This is a genomic window from Nitratiruptor sp. YY09-18, assembly GCF_016593235.1.
Lineage (GTDB): Bacteria > Campylobacterota > Campylobacteria > Campylobacterales > Nitratiruptoraceae > Nitratiruptor.
Genome location: NZ_AP023065.1, coordinates 847,256 through 863,477, shown reverse-complemented (window position 1 = coordinate 863,477; position 16,222 = coordinate 847,256). Strand labels below are relative to the sequence as shown.

The 16,222-nt window shown below is 38.2% G+C and carries 16 protein-coding genes and 2 tRNA genes; 11 read left to right on the top strand and 7 right to left on the bottom strand.

The genetic code is table 11. The features are described from left to right. Nucleotides 1–3: 3 nt before the first annotated feature. Together JG734_RS04770 and JG734_RS04765 are read right to left on the bottom strand one after the other, a co-directional pair. A complete protein-coding gene (locus tag JG734_RS04770; protein ID WP_201333886.1) occupies nucleotides 4–510 on the bottom strand; it encodes a hypothetical protein in 507 nt (168 codons plus the stop codon). A 111-nt stretch (nucleotides 511–621) separates the two neighbouring features. Then, nucleotides 622–2,835: a DNA translocase FtsK gene (locus JG734_RS04765; protein ID WP_370583632.1), complete on the bottom strand. Its 2,214-nt coding sequence runs from the start codon at nucleotides 2,833–2,835 to the stop codon at nucleotides 622–624. A gap of 208 nt (nucleotides 2,836–3,043) precedes the next feature. Here JG734_RS04765 and JG734_RS04760 point away from each other — a divergent pair, with 208 nt between their 5' ends. The 10 genes from JG734_RS04760 to JG734_RS04715 all read left to right on the top strand — a co-directional run bounded on the left by JG734_RS04760 (nucleotide 3,044) and on the right by JG734_RS04715 (nucleotide 10,092). Next, nucleotides 3,044–3,325 carry an HU family DNA-binding protein gene (locus JG734_RS04760; protein WP_201333885.1) on the top strand — a complete coding sequence of 94 codons (282 nt, stop codon included), beginning with the start codon at nucleotides 3,044–3,046 and terminating at the stop codon, nucleotides 3,323–3,325. A gap of 71 nt (nucleotides 3,326–3,396) precedes the next feature. Beyond that, a tRNA-Leu gene (locus JG734_RS04755) sits at nucleotides 3,397–3,483 on the top strand. 5 nt (nucleotides 3,484–3,488) lie between these two features. After that, a tRNA-Gly gene (locus JG734_RS04750) sits at nucleotides 3,489–3,564 on the top strand. 20 nt (nucleotides 3,565–3,584) lie between these two features. Then, nucleotides 3,585–4,106: a UbiX family flavin prenyltransferase gene (locus JG734_RS04745; protein WP_201333884.1), complete on the top strand. Its 522-nt coding sequence runs from the start codon at nucleotides 3,585–3,587 to the stop codon at nucleotides 4,104–4,106. Further along, nucleotides 4,100–4,573, top strand: coding sequence for a pantetheine-phosphate adenylyltransferase (gene coaD, locus JG734_RS04740; RefSeq protein WP_201333883.1), 474 nt, complete (start codon nucleotides 4,100–4,102; stop codon nucleotides 4,571–4,573). Before JG734_RS04745 ends, coaD begins: the two co-directional genes overlap by 7 nt. Next, the gene (gene tmk, locus JG734_RS04735) at nucleotides 4,573–5,160 is read left to right on the top strand and encodes a dTMP kinase (RefSeq protein WP_201333882.1); all 588 of its coding nucleotides are present in this window, start codon (nucleotides 4,573–4,575) and stop codon (nucleotides 5,158–5,160) included. Before coaD ends, tmk begins: the two co-directional genes overlap by 1 nt. Next, nucleotides 5,150–6,388 carry a histidine--tRNA ligase gene (hisS, locus tag JG734_RS04730; RefSeq protein ID WP_201333881.1) on the top strand — a complete coding sequence of 413 codons (1,239 nt, stop codon included), beginning with the start codon at nucleotides 5,150–5,152 and terminating at the stop codon, nucleotides 6,386–6,388. Before tmk ends, hisS begins: the two co-directional genes overlap by 11 nt. Then, entirely contained in the window at nucleotides 6,370–8,205 is a 1,836-nt protein-coding gene (gene speA, locus JG734_RS04725) for a biosynthetic arginine decarboxylase (RefSeq protein ID WP_236587028.1), read from the top strand. The genes hisS and speA overlap by 19 nt, the downstream gene beginning before the upstream one ends. Continuing rightward, a complete protein-coding gene (gene cysE, locus JG734_RS04720; RefSeq protein ID WP_201333879.1) occupies nucleotides 8,202–8,918 on the top strand; it encodes a serine O-acetyltransferase in 717 nt (238 codons plus the stop codon). Before speA ends, cysE begins: the two co-directional genes overlap by 4 nt. Before the next feature lies 1 nt (nucleotide 8,919). Beyond that, a complete protein-coding gene (locus tag JG734_RS04715) occupies nucleotides 8,920–10,092 on the top strand; it encodes a pyridoxal phosphate-dependent aminotransferase (protein ID WP_201333878.1) in 1,173 nt (390 codons plus the stop codon). On the opposite strand, the gene JG734_RS04710 is transcribed toward JG734_RS04715, so the two are convergent. Further along, entirely contained in the window at nucleotides 10,089–10,382 is a 294-nt protein-coding gene (locus tag JG734_RS04710; RefSeq protein WP_201333877.1) for a hypothetical protein, read from the bottom strand. The two genes, JG734_RS04715 and JG734_RS04710, sit on opposite strands and share 4 nt — an antisense overlap. A gap of 3 nt (nucleotides 10,383–10,385) precedes the next feature. Continuing rightward, complete coding sequence (locus JG734_RS04705; RefSeq protein WP_201333876.1) at nucleotides 10,386–12,434, bottom strand: STT3 domain-containing protein; 2,049 nt, start codon at nucleotides 12,432–12,434, stop codon at nucleotides 10,386–10,388. A gap of 40 nt (nucleotides 12,435–12,474) precedes the next feature. Here JG734_RS04705 and JG734_RS04700 point away from each other — a divergent pair, with 40 nt between their 5' ends. Further along, the gene (locus JG734_RS04700) at nucleotides 12,475–14,421 is read left to right on the top strand and encodes a fused protease/ribonucleoside-triphosphate reductase (protein WP_201333875.1); all 1,947 of its coding nucleotides are present in this window, start codon (nucleotides 12,475–12,477) and stop codon (nucleotides 14,419–14,421) included. Here the strand turns inward: JG734_RS04700 and JG734_RS04695 are convergent. The 3 genes from JG734_RS04695 to ilvN form a co-directional block, all read right to left on the bottom strand. Further along, nucleotides 14,418–14,714 carry a hypothetical protein gene (locus JG734_RS04695; protein ID WP_201333874.1) on the bottom strand — a complete coding sequence of 99 codons (297 nt, stop codon included), beginning with the start codon at nucleotides 14,712–14,714 and terminating at the stop codon, nucleotides 14,418–14,420. The genes JG734_RS04700 and JG734_RS04695 overlap by 4 nt on opposite strands. A 77-nt stretch (nucleotides 14,715–14,791) precedes the next feature. Next, nucleotides 14,792–15,748: a UDP-3-O-(3-hydroxymyristoyl)glucosamine N-acyltransferase gene (gene lpxD / locus JG734_RS04690; RefSeq protein ID WP_201333873.1), complete on the bottom strand. Its 957-nt coding sequence runs from the start codon at nucleotides 15,746–15,748 to the stop codon at nucleotides 14,792–14,794. 1 nt (nucleotide 15,749) lies between these two features. Beyond that, nucleotides 15,750–16,220: an acetolactate synthase small subunit gene (gene ilvN, locus JG734_RS04685; protein WP_201333872.1), complete on the bottom strand. Its 471-nt coding sequence runs from the start codon at nucleotides 16,218–16,220 to the stop codon at nucleotides 15,750–15,752. Between the last annotated feature and the right edge of the window lie 2 nt (nucleotides 16,221–16,222).

The following is a 16,222-nucleotide window of genomic DNA, read 5'->3' as shown; positions in this document are numbered from 1 at the left end:
TCCTTACTTAAGATTGATTGTTTTACGAAATTGATCGATCTGTTTTTGCATTTGATTAAGAATGTGCTCGACTCTTTTTGCAAGCATCTCTTTTTCATGCAAGAGCTTGCTATGCTCCTCTTCTAATTGCATCTCTTCATCAAGAAGTTTCATCTCTTTGTTTGTAAGCTCTTCGTATTTCTCCTTGAGTTTTGCTAGCTTCTCATCGTGTTCATGGAGTTCGCGTATAAGCATTGCTCTATCGCGCTCAAGCATCTCTATTTCACGCTCATTTTGTGCTTGTAGTGTTGCTTTTTGGATTCTTTTGAGCTTTCCAAGAATCTCATGGATTCTGTGTTCGTGCTCTTTTATTTCTTTGGAGACTACAATAATCTCTTCTTCGATTTTTGCAATCTCCTCTTTTTTTGCTTTGAGTGCTTGTTCGACTTCTGCGATTTTACTCTTCTCTTTTGCTAGCACTTTTTCTAGATGAGACAGCTTCTCTTCTAACTTCTTGACGAAATCTTTCATACACATCCTTTTCGATTTGTTTTTGATATTCTAACTCAATAATAGCAATACTTTTTGCTTATGTTACTATTAGAAACACTCAATTTTAGTGATTGTATAGTTACGTAACATTCATAGGAGAATCTCTCTGTTTCCCTTTGCGTTAGGAGCAGAGAGGACTCCCATATTTTCCAGCTGTTCTACAATCCTTGCAGCTCTGTTATAGCCTATTTGCAATCGTCTTTGCAAATAGCTTATAGATGTCTTTCTCTCACTCAAAACTATCTTTTTGGCCTCCTCATAGAGTTCATCGAGTTCATCATTGTCTGCTCTTCCCCCGTTGCTGCTGCCAGATTCCAAAGATTCAGCCAAAAACTTCTCATCATATTGTGGTTCTCTTTGGGCTTTGAGGAATTCGACGATTTTTTCGATCTCCTCTTCACTGATCCATGGTGCATGGAGTCTTATGAGTCCAGTCGATCCAGGAGGTGTAAAGAGCATATCACCGCGACCTAACAAAGATTCTGCGCCAATGCTATCAAGAATAACTTTACTATCGATCTTTTGTCCCACACGAAAACTGATGCGTGAAGGTAGATTTGCTTTAATTAGCCCTGTTACCACATCTACACTTGGACGCTGTGTTGCCACTATGAGATGAATACCTGCTGCACGTGCCATCTGTGCAAGACGAGCAATAGAGTACTCGACATCTTTTCCACTCGTCATCATAAGATCTGCTAACTCATCTATAATGACGACAATATATGGGAGCTCTTCTAGTCCCTCCTTCTTCGCTTTTTTATTAAATCCTTCTATATTTTTAGTTTTGTATTGGCTCATGAGTCTGTAGCGTCGCTCCATTTCAGCTACCATATTTGACAGAGCCACTATTGCTTGTTTTGAATTAGTAATGACAGGTGTAAGGAGATGTGGAATATCATTATAGATACTAAACTCAAGCATTTTCGGGTCTATCATCATAAGTTTGAGGCGGTCTGGGGAGTTGCGATACAATAGGCTTACAAGCATAGCATTTATCCCTACACTCTTCCCGCTTCCTGTGGTTCCTGCAATGAGGAGATGTGGGAGTTTTTTGAGATCTGTCACAAAAGGTTTGCCTACGATATCTTTACCAAGTGCAAGTGTGAGGGGAGAAGCCGCCTTTTTAAAAATATCGCTCTCAATAATTTCACGCAGATAGATCGTCTCAAACTCATCATTTGGAATCTCAATTCCCACAACATCTTTACCAGGTATTGGAGCTTGAATCCGAATAGTTTGGGCACGCAAAGCCATAGCAAGATCATCAGCAAGATTGAGTATTTTGGAGACTTTGATATGGGGAGCAGGTTTGAACTCAAAAGTTGTAACGAGTGGCCCAGAATATGTTCTAACTACATCCCCCTCAATTTTAAACTGCTTGAGTTTTTCAATGAGCTCTTGTACTTTTTTGTCGATAACAGTTTCATTTATTTCGCTACGTTTTTTTGGTGGGGGCTGTAAAAACTCAATTTTTGGCAAGAGAAAATCTTGCGGTTTTTCAAAACTCCCTTTCTCAATACTTTCTAAAAATTTCCTATTTTCTTCTAGTTCACTAACTATTTTTACCTGCGTAGGTCGCTTATTGAATGACTCTTGTGCTTCTTGCATCTCTTTGGTGGCTGGTTTTACTGAAGTTGCAGATGAGCTCGTTAGGCCGCTTGCTTTTTGCAGTTTTTCCTTTTCATTTACTAATTTTACTTGCTTCTTAACCTTCTTTATTTCTGTATTTTCTTGAGACTCTTGTGAAGCAAAAGGATTTTTGACAAGTTTAATCGATGGCTTTTTCTCTCGCAATTGATTTTGTATTTCATGAACTACTCTCTTCTCTTGCTCTTTTTGATCATTTTCTAAAGGCTCTATTTTCTCCTTTTTTATCGAAACTTTTTCATCTATAATGAGTCGCTCCTTTGTGTATTTTTTATGAATCAAAAGTTTTATCTCTTGTTGAAAAAGGAAATAGAGAAGTCCAACAAGAAGCATTACAAGAAACCATACACCAATAGTTCCAATAAATGGTGTAAAAAATGCAATAACTACAGCACCAATCTTTCCATCATACCCTTTTGGTAGTAGAAGTGCTTGTATGAGTAATAGAGTAAAAAATGTGAGCAATAGCATCACACTAAAAGAGAGCATCTCTTTTGCATTTAGCTTTTTTTTATAAGTAATAAAAAGTGGATAGAGAAATAAAAAGGGATAGATGAAAGCAAGAGCACCAAAAGTTTCTCTATTAAATTTACCAAAAGATGTGCCCAATTTCCCTACAAAGTGAAAATCCATAAATATTGTTGATACACCCATATAGAGAAAAATGGTAGCTACTATGAAGTATATGAGAGTACGCAAAGAGCTTCCTTTTTTTAGCTCAATTATACAAAAAATTATTCCTTAAAAGAGAAGAATTCGGTAAAAAGTAGCTTTATAGGCAAAATTTTTCCCTTTTTTCTTGAAATTTTTAAAAAAAATTTGTAGAATTAATGCGTAATCAAATTTTATTAAAGGATGGGGCATGAAGAAGAGTGAATTTATTCAAGCAGTTGCACAAAAAGCTGGTCTTTCTAAGAAAGATACACAAGCAGTCATTGATGCAGCATTAGAGGTCATCACTGAAGCTTTGAAAAAAGGTGATGATGTAGCATTTATAGGATTTGGTACTTTTACTACTTCTATGAGAGCTGCTAGAGAAGCAAAAGTGCCTGGAACAAACAAAGTTGTAAAAGTTCCTGCACAAAGAGTTGTAAAATTTAAGGTAGGTAAAAAACTTAAAGAAGAAGTAGCTAAAGCTAAGTAATTATAGGGGCACAAAGCCCCTGTGATTCAACGTTTTTTAAGTTTTCTTTGGTAAGATTTCATCCAAATTTAGCCGGGGTGGTGAAACTGGTAGACACGCGAGACTCAAAATCTCGTGGGCATTTGCCCGTGAGGGTTCGAGTCCCTCCCCCGGTACCATTCTTGCGGGAGTAGCTCAGGGGCTAGAGCACCACCTTGCCAAGGTGGGGGTCGCGGGTTCGAATCCCGTCTCCCGCTCCATATGTCTATAAGGCCTACTTTTGAAAATAGCTGTCGCGATCTCCGGAGCAAGTGGAATACACCTAGGACTTAAAACTTACAAACTTCTCCCTTCCGATATTGAAAAATATCTCATAATCAATCAAAACGCCAAAACAGTTGCAATTTTTGAAGATGAGGGTAAAATTTTTTATAATGAAGAGATTTGGCAAGGGCCTGCTAGTGGAAGCTTTGGGCTCGATGCATTGATGGTAGTACCATGTTCTATGAATACGTTAGCAAAAATTGCAGTAGGAATTGCTGATAACCTTACAACCAGAGCTGCCAGCGTAATTATCAAAGAGCAAAAAAAGCTCCTCTTAGCACCTCGTGAGATACCTCTAAGTCCGATTGCACTGGAAAATATGCATAAACTCTCTACGCTAAATGTTATAATAGCGCCTCCAATAGTTGGTTACTATAGCGAACCACGCGATATCGATGAGATGGAAAATTTTATTATCGGAAAGTGGTTTGATCTCCTAGGAATCGACCACGATCTATTTAAGAGATGGAAATGTTGAAAAAAGTTATATATCCTGGGACTTTTGATCCAATTACCAATGGGCATTTTGATATTATAAAACGTGCTGCAAGAATTTTTGATGAAGTTATTGTAGCAGTTGCCCTCTCACAAGAAAAAAAACCGATGTTTGATATTCAGACTCGTGTGAAAATGGCGCAAATTGCTACAAAAAATATTCCCAATGTGCAGATTAAAAGTTTTGATACCCTTCTTGTGAATTTTTGCAAGCAAGAGAATGCCAAGATAATCATTCGGGGACTTCGTGCTGTGAGTGATTTTGAATATGAGTTGCAGATTGGGTATGCAAATCAGTCCCTTGATAAGGAGATAGAGACACTCTATCTCATGCCAAGTTTGCAAAATGCTTTTATCAGCTCTTCAGTTGTACGCGCCATTTTGAAATTTAAAGGTGATGTTTCCCATCTTGTTCCGCAAGAGATTATTCCTCTATTAGAGAGTATTTAATGTACATTCTTTTCGAGGGAATTGATAGAGTTGGGAAAAGTACGCAAATTGAGAGAGTAAGCACCTTTTTTGATGAAGTTATAGTAACAAAAGAGCCTGGAGGCACGAAACTTGGCCAGCAAATCCGCTCGCTCATTCTCCATGAAAATCCTCCCTCCTCTTTGGCTGAACTTTTTTTGTTTTTGGCTGATCGTGCTGAACATTTTGCAAAAGTTATCATTCCAAATCGGAACAAATTAATACTCAGTGACAGAGGCTATATATCTGGCATGGCATATGCACTAAGTAAAAATATATTGGATGAAAAAAAACTCTTTGAACTCAATCACATTGCCATGCAAGGGGAATATCCAGATAAAATAATTTTATTTGAAATTAGTGAAGAGGAACTTCTCAGACGCATCGATAGATTTACAAAAGATAATATAGAGCAAAGAGGAGTAGCCTACCTGCTTCAAGTGCAAAAAATTATGAAAAAATTGGTAATTTCTAGTAAAATTCCATATCTGCTCATTAATGCAAGCGATGAGATGGATATAATAACCAAAACAATTGTCTCTTTTATAAAGGATAGCAATGGCAATTAAAGCACTTAGGGGAATGAAAGATCTCTTGCCTCCGCAAAGCAAAAAATATATTAAATTTATTCAAACAGCAAGCAAGATTGCACAACATTTTGGCTTCGATTATATTGAGACTCCCCTTTTGGAAGAGACAGCACTATTTAAAAGAAGTGTTGGCGAAAGTAGCGATATCGTGGGTAAAGAGATGTATCAATTCATCGATAAAGGCGGCAATGATGTGTGCCTGCGCCCAGAAGGAACTGCCGGAATTGTGCGTAGCTTCATAGAGCACAAACTTGATCGTCAAGGTGGTGTACATAGATTTTTCTATTATGGACCGATGTTTCGCTATGAGCGTCCACAAAAAGGGAGATTGCGAGAGTTCCATCAATTTGGCATAGAGAGTTTTGGTGAAGCGAGTGTCTATGAAGATGCCACTATTATTCTTTTGGCAAAAGAGATATTAGACCATTTCAATATCCCCTATAAGCTCAAAATCAACTCTCTTGGATGCCCAGCTTGCCTTCCATCATACAGAGAAAATCTTGTATCTTTTTTACAAAACCACGATGATATTTGTGATGATTGCAAAAGAAGGCGCAAACTCAATCCCATCCGTGTACTAGATTGTAAAAATGAGAAGTGTCAAGAGATTTACAATGATGCTCCGAAGCTTCTTTTAAACCTATGCGATAATTGTCAGCAAGACTTTGCGACGTTGCAAGAGATATTAATGCGAGAAAATGTTGAATTTGAAATTGATTCAAATCTTGTGAGAGGTCTAGATTACTATACGAAAACTGCATTTGAGTTTGTCAGTGATGCACTTGGTGCACAAAATGCAGTGGCTGGTGGCGGTCGTTACGATAATCTCGTAGAGTTTCTTGGAGGCAAGCCGACTCCTGCTGTAGGTTTTGCTATAGGTATAGAGAGAATTCTTGATCTCATTGAATATGACGAAGATCAAAGAGATGGCTACTATGTTGGTGTGATGGTAGAAGATGCACTGCCCCAAGCTTTTGATGCTACAATGCAGTTTCGAAAAAGATGCAAAGCCCTCTTGGAGTATAAACCAAAGAGCCTTAAAGCACATCTCAAAGCTGCTGATAAAATGAAAGCTCGCTATGCAGCAATCATTGGTGAAGATGAACTGTCTCAAAATGCAATATGGGTCAAAGATCTAGAAAACAGAGCAGAGCAGATCATTCCTCTTGCAAAGATTGTGGAGAGTCCATGCAAGATTATGGAATAAAACTTTGGTCCAATAATGACTTTTGTATCGAAAATGGGTATGTAAAGGTTAATTATAAAAGTAGGCCGTCACTGTATGAAATAACGCAGCAAATACGTGATACAGGTGTACGCGGACCTATTCTTTTGCGCTTTCCACATCTTATCCACAAGCAGATCGATACGCTCTATAAAGAGTTCAATAGAGCTATTGAAAGCTTTCAATACAAAGGAAAATTTCACGCAGTTTTCCCACTCAAAGTTAATCAATTTCCCAACTTTGTCTCGCATCTTGTAAATATTGGCGAAAAATATAACTATGGTCTTGAGGCTGGTAGCAAAGCTGAACTCATTATCGCAATGGCGTATAACAACAAAAATGCCCCTATTACTGTCAACGGTTTTAAAGATAAAAATATGATAACTTTAGGATTTATTGCTGCAAAGATGGGCTATGATACCACGCTAACAATCGAGGGGCTCAATGAACTTGAGAATATCATTGAGGCAGCAAAAATCTATAAAGATCCAATTCCCAATATTGGCCTGCGCATTCGTCTTCACAGTTCAGGGATCGGTATCTGGGCAAAAAGTGGTGGGATCAATTCAAAATTTGGCCTCACTTCTACAGAACTGCTTGAGGCTGTAGAGCTACTCAAAAAAAACGATCTTCTTGATCATTTTACTATGATCCATTTTCATATTGGTAGCCAGATTGGAGAAATCAATCCAGTCAAAAAGGCATTGCGTGAAGCTGGTAATATATACGCAGAGCTTAAAAAGATGGGAGCTAAGAATCTCAATAATATCAATCTTGGAGGTGGGCTTGCGGTAGAGTATTCGCAGCATGAAAATATCCATAACCGCAACTACACAATCACTGAGTTTACAAATGATGTGGTTTTTTTACTCAAAGAGATTGCAATGCAAAAAGGAGTGCAAGAGCCGCATATCTTTACTGAATCTGGAAGATACATAGCTGCGAGCCATGCAGTGCTTATAGCACCAGTTCTAGAGCTCTTTAGCCAAGAATATACTGAACAAGGACTCAAGCTCAAAGAGAACAACCCTCCTCTCATTGAAGAGCTCTATGATCTGTATAAATCGATCAATCCATCCAATGCTATAGAGTATTTTCACGACAGCCTCGATCATATGGAATCGCTCCTCACCCTCTTTGATCTAGGCTATATTGACTTGCAAGATCGAAGCAATACCGAAATCCTCGTCCACCTTATCATTAAAAAGGCTATAGAACTCACCCAAGATAAAGATCGCTATGAGCTTAAACGTATCCAAGATAGAGTACAAGAACGCTATTTGCTCAACTTCTCCCTTTTTCAAAGCCTTCCAGATTTTTGGGGACTCAAACAGCGTTTTCCTGTTATGCCTCTCAATAAACTCGATCAAAAGCCTACACGCAGTGCATCTCTTTGGGATATTACATGCGATAGTGATGGAGAGATAGATTTTAATGTGGACTATCCCCTCTTTTTGCACGATGTTGATTTATCAAAAGAGGAGTATTTTCTAGCCTTTTTCCTTGTAGGGGCATATCAAGAGATTCTTGGTATGAAACACAATCTTTTCACACACCCTACAGAAGTGACTGTAAAGATAGATGAGAAGGGTTTTGAGCTTGAAAATATTGTTGAATCGCAAAGTATTCTCGATATTCTCTATGATCTTGATTATGACATTAATGAAATGCAAAGTAGGCTCAAGCAGTTGATTGCACAAAGCGAATGTAAAGAAAAAGAAAAAATTTTGGATCAACTCAGTATACTCCTGCATGAAAACAACTACCTTAAAATTTCTCCAAAAGAGAGAAAAATATGAAGCAGTTATCATTTTGGGAGATTATTAAAGAGGACTTTTCTATTGTCTGGGAGCGAGATCCAGCAATTCACTCTAAATTTGAGCTTCTCACAAATTATCCAGGTGTATGGAGTATCTTTTGGTACCGCATAGCTCATAGACTTTACAAAAGAGGTTTTAAGCTTTTTGCACGCGTGATTATGGGAATCAATCAGATTTTTACAGGTATCGATATCCATCCTGCAGCTACAATTGGTAGACGTGTCTTTATCGATCATGGTATAGGAGTAGTCATAGGCGAAACTGCGATTGTTGAGGATGATGTAACAATCTATCAGCAAGTTACTCTTGGTGGTGTGAGCTTGCAGCATGGCAAAAGACACCCAACTATCAAAAGTGGCGCAGTTATAGGTGCAGGAGCAAAGGTACTTGGCAATATAACTATAGGTAAAAATGCAAAAATCGGTGCAAATTCTGTAGTAGTCAAAGATGTTCCAGATGAGTGTACAGCTGTAGGAATTCCTGCAAGAGTTGTGAGAAAAGGGTTAGATAAGAGTAGACTGGCTCACAACAAACTTCCGGATATTGACAAGGAGCTTTTTGAATATCTCCTTAAACGCTTTGCAATTTTGGAACATGCCTATATGTCTGGTGACAAAGATTTGCTCAAAAAAGAGGAGGAATTGGATAAAATATACCAAGAATTCCTCAAATCAATGAAATTAAAGGATTGAAATGTTCTCACAACGCATCAATAGACTTTCTGAATCTCTCACAATGGCGATCACTTCAAAAGCGAGAGAACTCAAAGAGAGTGGAAAAGATGTTTTGAGTTTTTCTGCAGGTGAGCCAGATTTTGATACTCCACGAGCTATTAAAGATGCAGCAATAAAAGCAATCAATGAAGGTTTTACCAAATATACAGCAGTCGATGGGATACCAGAACTCAAAGCTGCAATAGCAGATAAACTCCAAAGAGACAACGATATTACATACACCCCTGATCAAATCATTGTCAGCAATGGTGCCAAACAGAGCCTTTTTAATCTTATGCAAGTACTTATAGATGAAGGTGATGAGGTTATCATTCCTTCCCCATTTTGGGTAACCTATCCAGAATTAGTAAAATATTCTGGCGGAAAGCCTGTTATAGTAGAGACAGATGAGAGTACCGGTTTCAAAATCACTGCCGAACAGCTTCAAAATGCTATCACACCAAAGACAAAACTCCTCATCCTAACAACTCCATCAAATCCTACTGGAGCAGTATATAGCAAAGAGGAGCTAGAAGCTTTGGCTGCTGTTTTAGAAGGTACAAATGTACTTGTTGCAAGTGATGAGATGTATGAAAAACTTGTCTATGATGGTATATCCTTTACGAGTGCTGCAAGTATCAGTGAAGATATGTTCAAGCGTACAATCACAATAAATGGTCTGAGCAAGTCTGCAGCGATGACTGGCTGGAGATTCGGATATTTGGCAGCATTTGATAAAGAGCTTGTCAAAGCGATGAAAAAGCTGCAAAGCCAAAGCACCTCGAATATCTGCTCAATTACACAAAAAGCAGCAATTCCTGGACTTGATGGAACTATCGAAGAGGATATAGAAAGAATGCGTCAGGCTTTTGAAGAGAGAAGAGATACCGCAGTAGAACTCCTCAATGCAATAGATAGTCTTTCTGTGCTCAAACCCCAAGGAGCATTCTATCTCTTTGTCAATCACAGCGAGCTAGAAAAAGATAGTCTCATATTTGCCCAAAAACTTTTAGAAGAGGAAGGCGTAGCAGTAGTGCCAGGCATTGGATTTGGAAGCGAGGGATATTTTCGCTTCAGCTTTGCAACGGATCTTAATACTATCAAAGAGGGAATCAAGCGAATCAGCCGCTTTGCTCAAAACTACAGGACTTAGGTAAAGAGCCCTGTAGTCCAGCCACTTTGTACGTTCTCTTCGACTTTTTTTTCAATTTTTTTTTCGCTTTGCCCGCTCTCCTCAAACTTCTCTTCCTCACTATCATTCACTAATTCTTCAACCTCTTCTTGCTCTTTTTGTATCTTTGATTTTGATGGCCTAAATTCCAAACTAAATAAAATTGCCAAGAAGAGAGCTCCCGCAATCCACATAATTGTAGAAAAATTCTCCATCAAAAGAGCTAAAACTGCAGCTATGATAAAAAGAGTGCCAAATAATATCTCTTTCATTTTTCACCTTCCAATCAATTGAAATATTTTTGCATTTTTATCAAAATTGAGTGTCTTAAAGAGTGATTTATCTAAATCGTTGAAGAAAAATGCACGGAAAAAGAAAGAGTTGATATATTTATAGGTTCCAATAATATATCGATTTTTATATACAATGATAGAAAAATCATCATCTCTATATTGGAATGTGTTTGTGATTTTCTCACCATCGCTTATATAGAGTGTCCCAAATCTGTCTTTTCCACCTGGAACATAGATATAGCCATTTTCAAGATCAATTTTGAGATTGTCTCCTATGATAACCTTTTTAGAAGGGTAATAAACACGAAAATTTGTCACCCAAACAAAGCCATCTGTGCTTTCACCTTTAAGATGTGAAAACTCTTTTATTACTGGGAGTTTTGTGAGGATTCTATCATCAAAATAGTAATAGATCTCGTTCTTTTTTGGTGGTAGTGTCATTTGATTATTTTGTAATTTTTCTAGAAGCTCTTCTAGAGGAATTCTATGAATAGTGTATGGAAGTATTGCCCAAGGATAAATTTTATCATACTGTTCAATAAAGTAGCGATTCATATTAGCAATGAAATTTTGATCACTGCTAAAGAGCGTTTTTGCCACAATAAAATTGTCATAATGGTGTTTCCCATTATCAATGAGGGTTCTTTTATTTGTATAGTACCATAAAGGCCATCCATAATCCCACCATGTAAGTATATAACCTCTCTCATTGTTATTGAGATGCTGATCAATAGCGTGGAGCTCTCCTCTTTTGAAAAATGGCGATAGCATATGGTTGTACTGATTCATAATAGTGAGATAGTAGATAAAGAGAAATGTTGCTGGAGCATAGTAGATTAATTTAGAAAATCTTTTTTCTTTCCATCTTTGCCACAGAAAATAGAAGAGATAGAGATATCCCATGACTATTACAGGAACACCAAATGTAGTAAAGCGCACTCCTGCTTTTAGTGACACAATTGCCAATAGGTAAGGGAGCAATAAGAAAAGCAGAGGTCTATAGCGCAAAATTAATAGCAATAAACCTAACGAACCAATACCAAATATAACAGATGATCCGCTACTGTAAGTAAAAAGTTGCTGTGGAGTGATTTTGCTCGATTCTGCTATAGTTTTGAGAGTGGCTTCAAGCTCAACCTTTCTCCCGCTCTTCTCTTTTAGAACATACTCCTCTTTTTTTTGCAGATAATCTAATCCTCTTTTATAGACTTTATATTTAATTGCCATATAACCTGCACCAAGTGCTGCTAACAAAAAAAGAATGAAAAAAGGTTTATAGGAGATCTCTTTTTTTGTAAATAGATAAGAAAAAAGTGGTGGTAAAATAAAGATGAGCGCTACCCTCAACCATACTGGAAGCGGAATGATAGCTGCAATGTATATAAAAAAAGCGATATAAGCACTCTTATCTTTGCGACTAAAAATGAGAAGATAGAAGGCATAAAAGCCAAGCAGAGCAAATATGAGTGGCTTTGCAGAGTGATACCAAAAAAGAAAGAGTAGTATACTCAATGCACCTGGAATTGACCAAAAGCTGTTTTTTGTTTGAACAACACCTACAAAGGAGGCAAGAATCATAAAGAAGAAGAAAAAGTTTAAAATATCTGTATCTGTATATCCCAAATGGGTACGAAAATAGTAGTTCATGGCAATTGATGAAATCACTGCGCTCCAAAAGCCAAGTTTTTCCAATTTAAAAAATGCAAAAAGTAAAAAGAGTGGAACTACTATCAAAGAAGCAAAAAAAGCTGGAATATAAAAAATAACAATATCAAGAGGCAAATGGAGATATTTTGCAATCCAATAGAGCACATATCCCATAAATGTATCGCTAGTGAGTGGGAGATGGGATCCTGCAAGAAGTTTCTTTGCATAACTTGCATACAGACCTGCATCTGCTGTCCATAGAGCTATTATATGGCCATTATAAAGAAACTCTGGATGATGCTTTGCCAAAAATGCCAAAAAAAGGCGAAAAAGAAAAGAGATACAATAAGCTAATAAAATATAGCTTAGCCACTTTTTATTCATTTTTGTTCCTATTTTGAATATAATCTTTAAAAGGAGATTTATGTTTGTAAAACATAGGTTTATTTTATCAGCGAAAACTAAAGAATTCATAAAAAGCCTCCCCTCTTCTTTTGGTTTTGGACTCTTTAGCCAAGTTGTCTTTTATCGCAGTTATAGCCGCATCAAAGATGATGGATTTAATGAGAGTTGGAGTGATGTGGTCATACGCGTTACAGAAGGTATCATGAGTATTCGCAAAAACCACTACAAAAATATGCATCTTTCTTGGGATGAGGAGTATTGGCAGGAGTTTGCCAAAAATTTCGCTCTTGCTATGCACCAGCTCAAATGGCTTCCTCCAGGACGCGGACTTTGGATAATGGGTACAGAGTATATGTATGAAAGAGGGAGTGCAGCTCTTTACAATTGCGCAGCAGTTGATACTACCGATCTTGTACAAGCAGCTGATTGGGCAATGGATATGCTTATGGTTGGAGCTGGAGTAGGATTCAATACAGCTTGGAGAGGGAGTGCAAAAAAACCGAATAAAAAAGAGCCAAAAATTTATACAATAGAAGATAGCAAAGAGGGTTGGGTCAAATCTGTGAGATTGCTCTTGCAAAGCTATATTGAAAATGGTCCATACTATCAGTTTGACTACTCTCAAATACGCCCAGCAGGAACACCTCTGCAAACCTTTGGCGGAATAGCCTCTGGACCAGAGCCTTTGAAAAAATTGCATAAAGATCTTGAAAAGACTTTAGAAGATTTTATAGATGGAAAAATCGATAGAACCAGATGCATAGTCGATATTTTTAATCATATAGGAGTGTGTGTAGTATCGGGTAACATTAGGCGCTCAGCTCAAATTGCTATAGGAGATCCTGATGATGAGACCTTTTTGCATCTCAAAGACTTTTCACGCTTTCCCGAGAGGCAGTCTTATGGTTGGGTCTCAAACAATTCAGTATTACTTAAGAACATTGATGATTTTCACTCTATTGATGCTATTACACCACTTGTGGCTAAATCTGGAGAGCCCGGGTTTTTGCATCTAGAGAATATGCAAAAATATGGAAGATTTGGCGAAGAGATTACTGATAGAGCGTGGCTGAGTAACCCTTGTGGTGAGATAGCTTTAGAATCGTATGAATTGTGTAACCTAAGTGAAATATTCTTACCTCGCTGTAAAGATTATAATGAATTTTTGCAAATGATAGAATATGCAACTTTTTATGCTTCTACAGTCAATCTATTGCCCACACACAGGCCTGAGACTAACGCAGTTGTGGCTCGCAATAGACGCACAGGAGTAAGTGTCTCTGGCGTAGCAGATGCGATTGAGATGCATGGTATAGAAACTATTATAAAGTGGCTACGCTCTGGTTATAAAAAGGTGCGCCAAATTAACAAAGATTTAGCTGTAGCTGGTGGCATTCCTATTTCACTCAAAGTTACAGCTGTCAAACCTTCTGGGACTATAAGTCTGCTGGCTGGAACCAGTCCGGGGATGCACTATCCTCTCTATCGCTACGCATTGCGGCGCATACGCATTGCCAAAGATTCACCCCTTGCCCAGCTTCTCATAGACTCTGGTGTGCCAAGCGAACCAGATATCTACGATCCGAGCACTTTTGTCTTCTCCTTTGCTATGCACTACAATAATCCAAAAGAGATCGATGATGTAAGTGTATGGGAGCAGATGAATATATTGGCCATGCTACAGCGAGAGTGGGCAGATAATATGGTCTCAAATACAATCATGTTCGATCCACAAAAATATGATGCTACGCTACTAGCGCGTATGCTCAAAGAGTATCTACCTATGCTAAAATCAACAACACTTCTACCAAAAGATACAGAAGTTTATCCACAAATGCCATTCGAGAAGATTAGCAAAGAGGAGTATAAAACATTAAGCCAAGATATAAAGATTGATTGGAAAAAATTGAGAGGCCACCATGCTATCACACAAGAGTGTGGCAGCAAGAGCTGCCATATCTCTTAGTCGCCACCTATTGTCTCATCCATATCGAGTGGTTTTGCATTCTCGCCTGGTATATAATCTTTGCCAAACTCTTTTTTTGCTAGTTCCAACGCCTCGATGAGATCATCGATATTTTCATATGGGATATGGACTTTCCACTCAGGATTAAGGGCATTTCCTTTGAGTGAAATACCGATGCTCACTACTGGTTCACTTCCCTCCCCATACGGCTCAGTGATATGAGCAACACTTACAATTCCATCTTTTGTGCCATAAAGATGAAAGATTTTTATCTCACTATGTGTTTTTGCCATGACTAGCTCCTTCATTGAAGTGTTTATATAATATTAGTATAACTGGATTATATTTTATGCAACTTAAGTAGCTAGGGCTATGTACTCTTTTTGAGAAGCCGTGAGAGTATCCCTTGGAGTTTGAGCCAATCTTTATGGAGGCGGAGTGGAAATCCAGCATATGTTTTGCCGCCCTCGATCGATTTAGTCACTCCCCCTCTTGCTGCAATTACTGCAAAATTACCGATACTCAAATGTCCTGCTGTGGCACTCTGCCCACCCATGACAACATTTCTGCCAAGTTTGCTCGAGCCAGAAATCCCTACTTGACTTGCCATAAGGACATTTTCACCTATTTCGCTGTTGTGGCCTATCTGGATGAGATTATCAAGTTTTGTTCCTTTTTTGATGACAGTTGACCCAAAAACTCCCCTGTCTACTGTACAGTTTGCACCAATCTCAACATCATCTTCAATAACAACATTACCATTTTGATATATTTTAATATGACGGCCATCTTTAGTATGTGCAAAGCCATAGCCATCGCTTCCAATAACAGTGCCAGCATGTATAATGCAGTTTTTGCCGATTTTGCAGTCACGGTATATTGTCACATTTGGATAGATGAGGGTATTGTTACCTATAGTCACATTATCGCCAATGAAGCAGCCAGGCATAATTGTAACATTGTCACCAATGTGCGTATCATAGCCGATATAAACATTTTGGGCGATAGTGGTGTTTTTTCCAATTTTTGGTTTTTTACCTTCTTTTTGGAGAGGCTCTTTTGCGAAAACCTTGGAAATATAAGCAAGAGTAAGGTATGGCTCATTGCTTATGAGAGCACTAACACCTTGAGGGAGATAATCTAGATACTCTCTCTTCATTATCACAGCAGCTGCTTTGGTGGAAGGAAGAGCTTTGAGGTATTTACTATTTTCTAAAAATGAGAGATGCTTTGGAGTTGCTTTATGAAGGGCTTCTAGCCCTTCAATCTCTTTATCGTCACCTATGAGTTCAAGATTAAACTCTTTTGCTAGTTTACTCAAAAGCATACTATCTCTCTACTGCTACGACACCGCCGCGTACTATCTCTTTGGGGTTGAATCGTTCTATTGCTTTGATAAAGTGCTCTATGCGTAGTGGTTCATCTGCTGCCATTATGATAACGCTCTCTTGGCCAATGTTGACTATATTCCCATTGTAAGCGCGGCAGAGTGCTTCCACATCAGCAAGACTCTCTTCAAGAGGAATTTTTGCGAGCACCATCTCTTTTTCTACAATTTCAGAATGCTCTATAACTTTATAGACCGGAATGAGCTTGTGAAGCTGCTTGATTATTTGCTCAATAACACGCGGACTCCCACTTGTGACAATTGTAAGTCTTGAGTATTTACTCCCAGGAATTGGAGCAACTGTGAGACTTTCGATATTGTAGCCACGTGCTGCAAAGAGGCCTGTGATACGTGAGAGCACACCATGCTCATTCAATACTATGACTGATATTACTCTTCTTTGTTCTATCATCT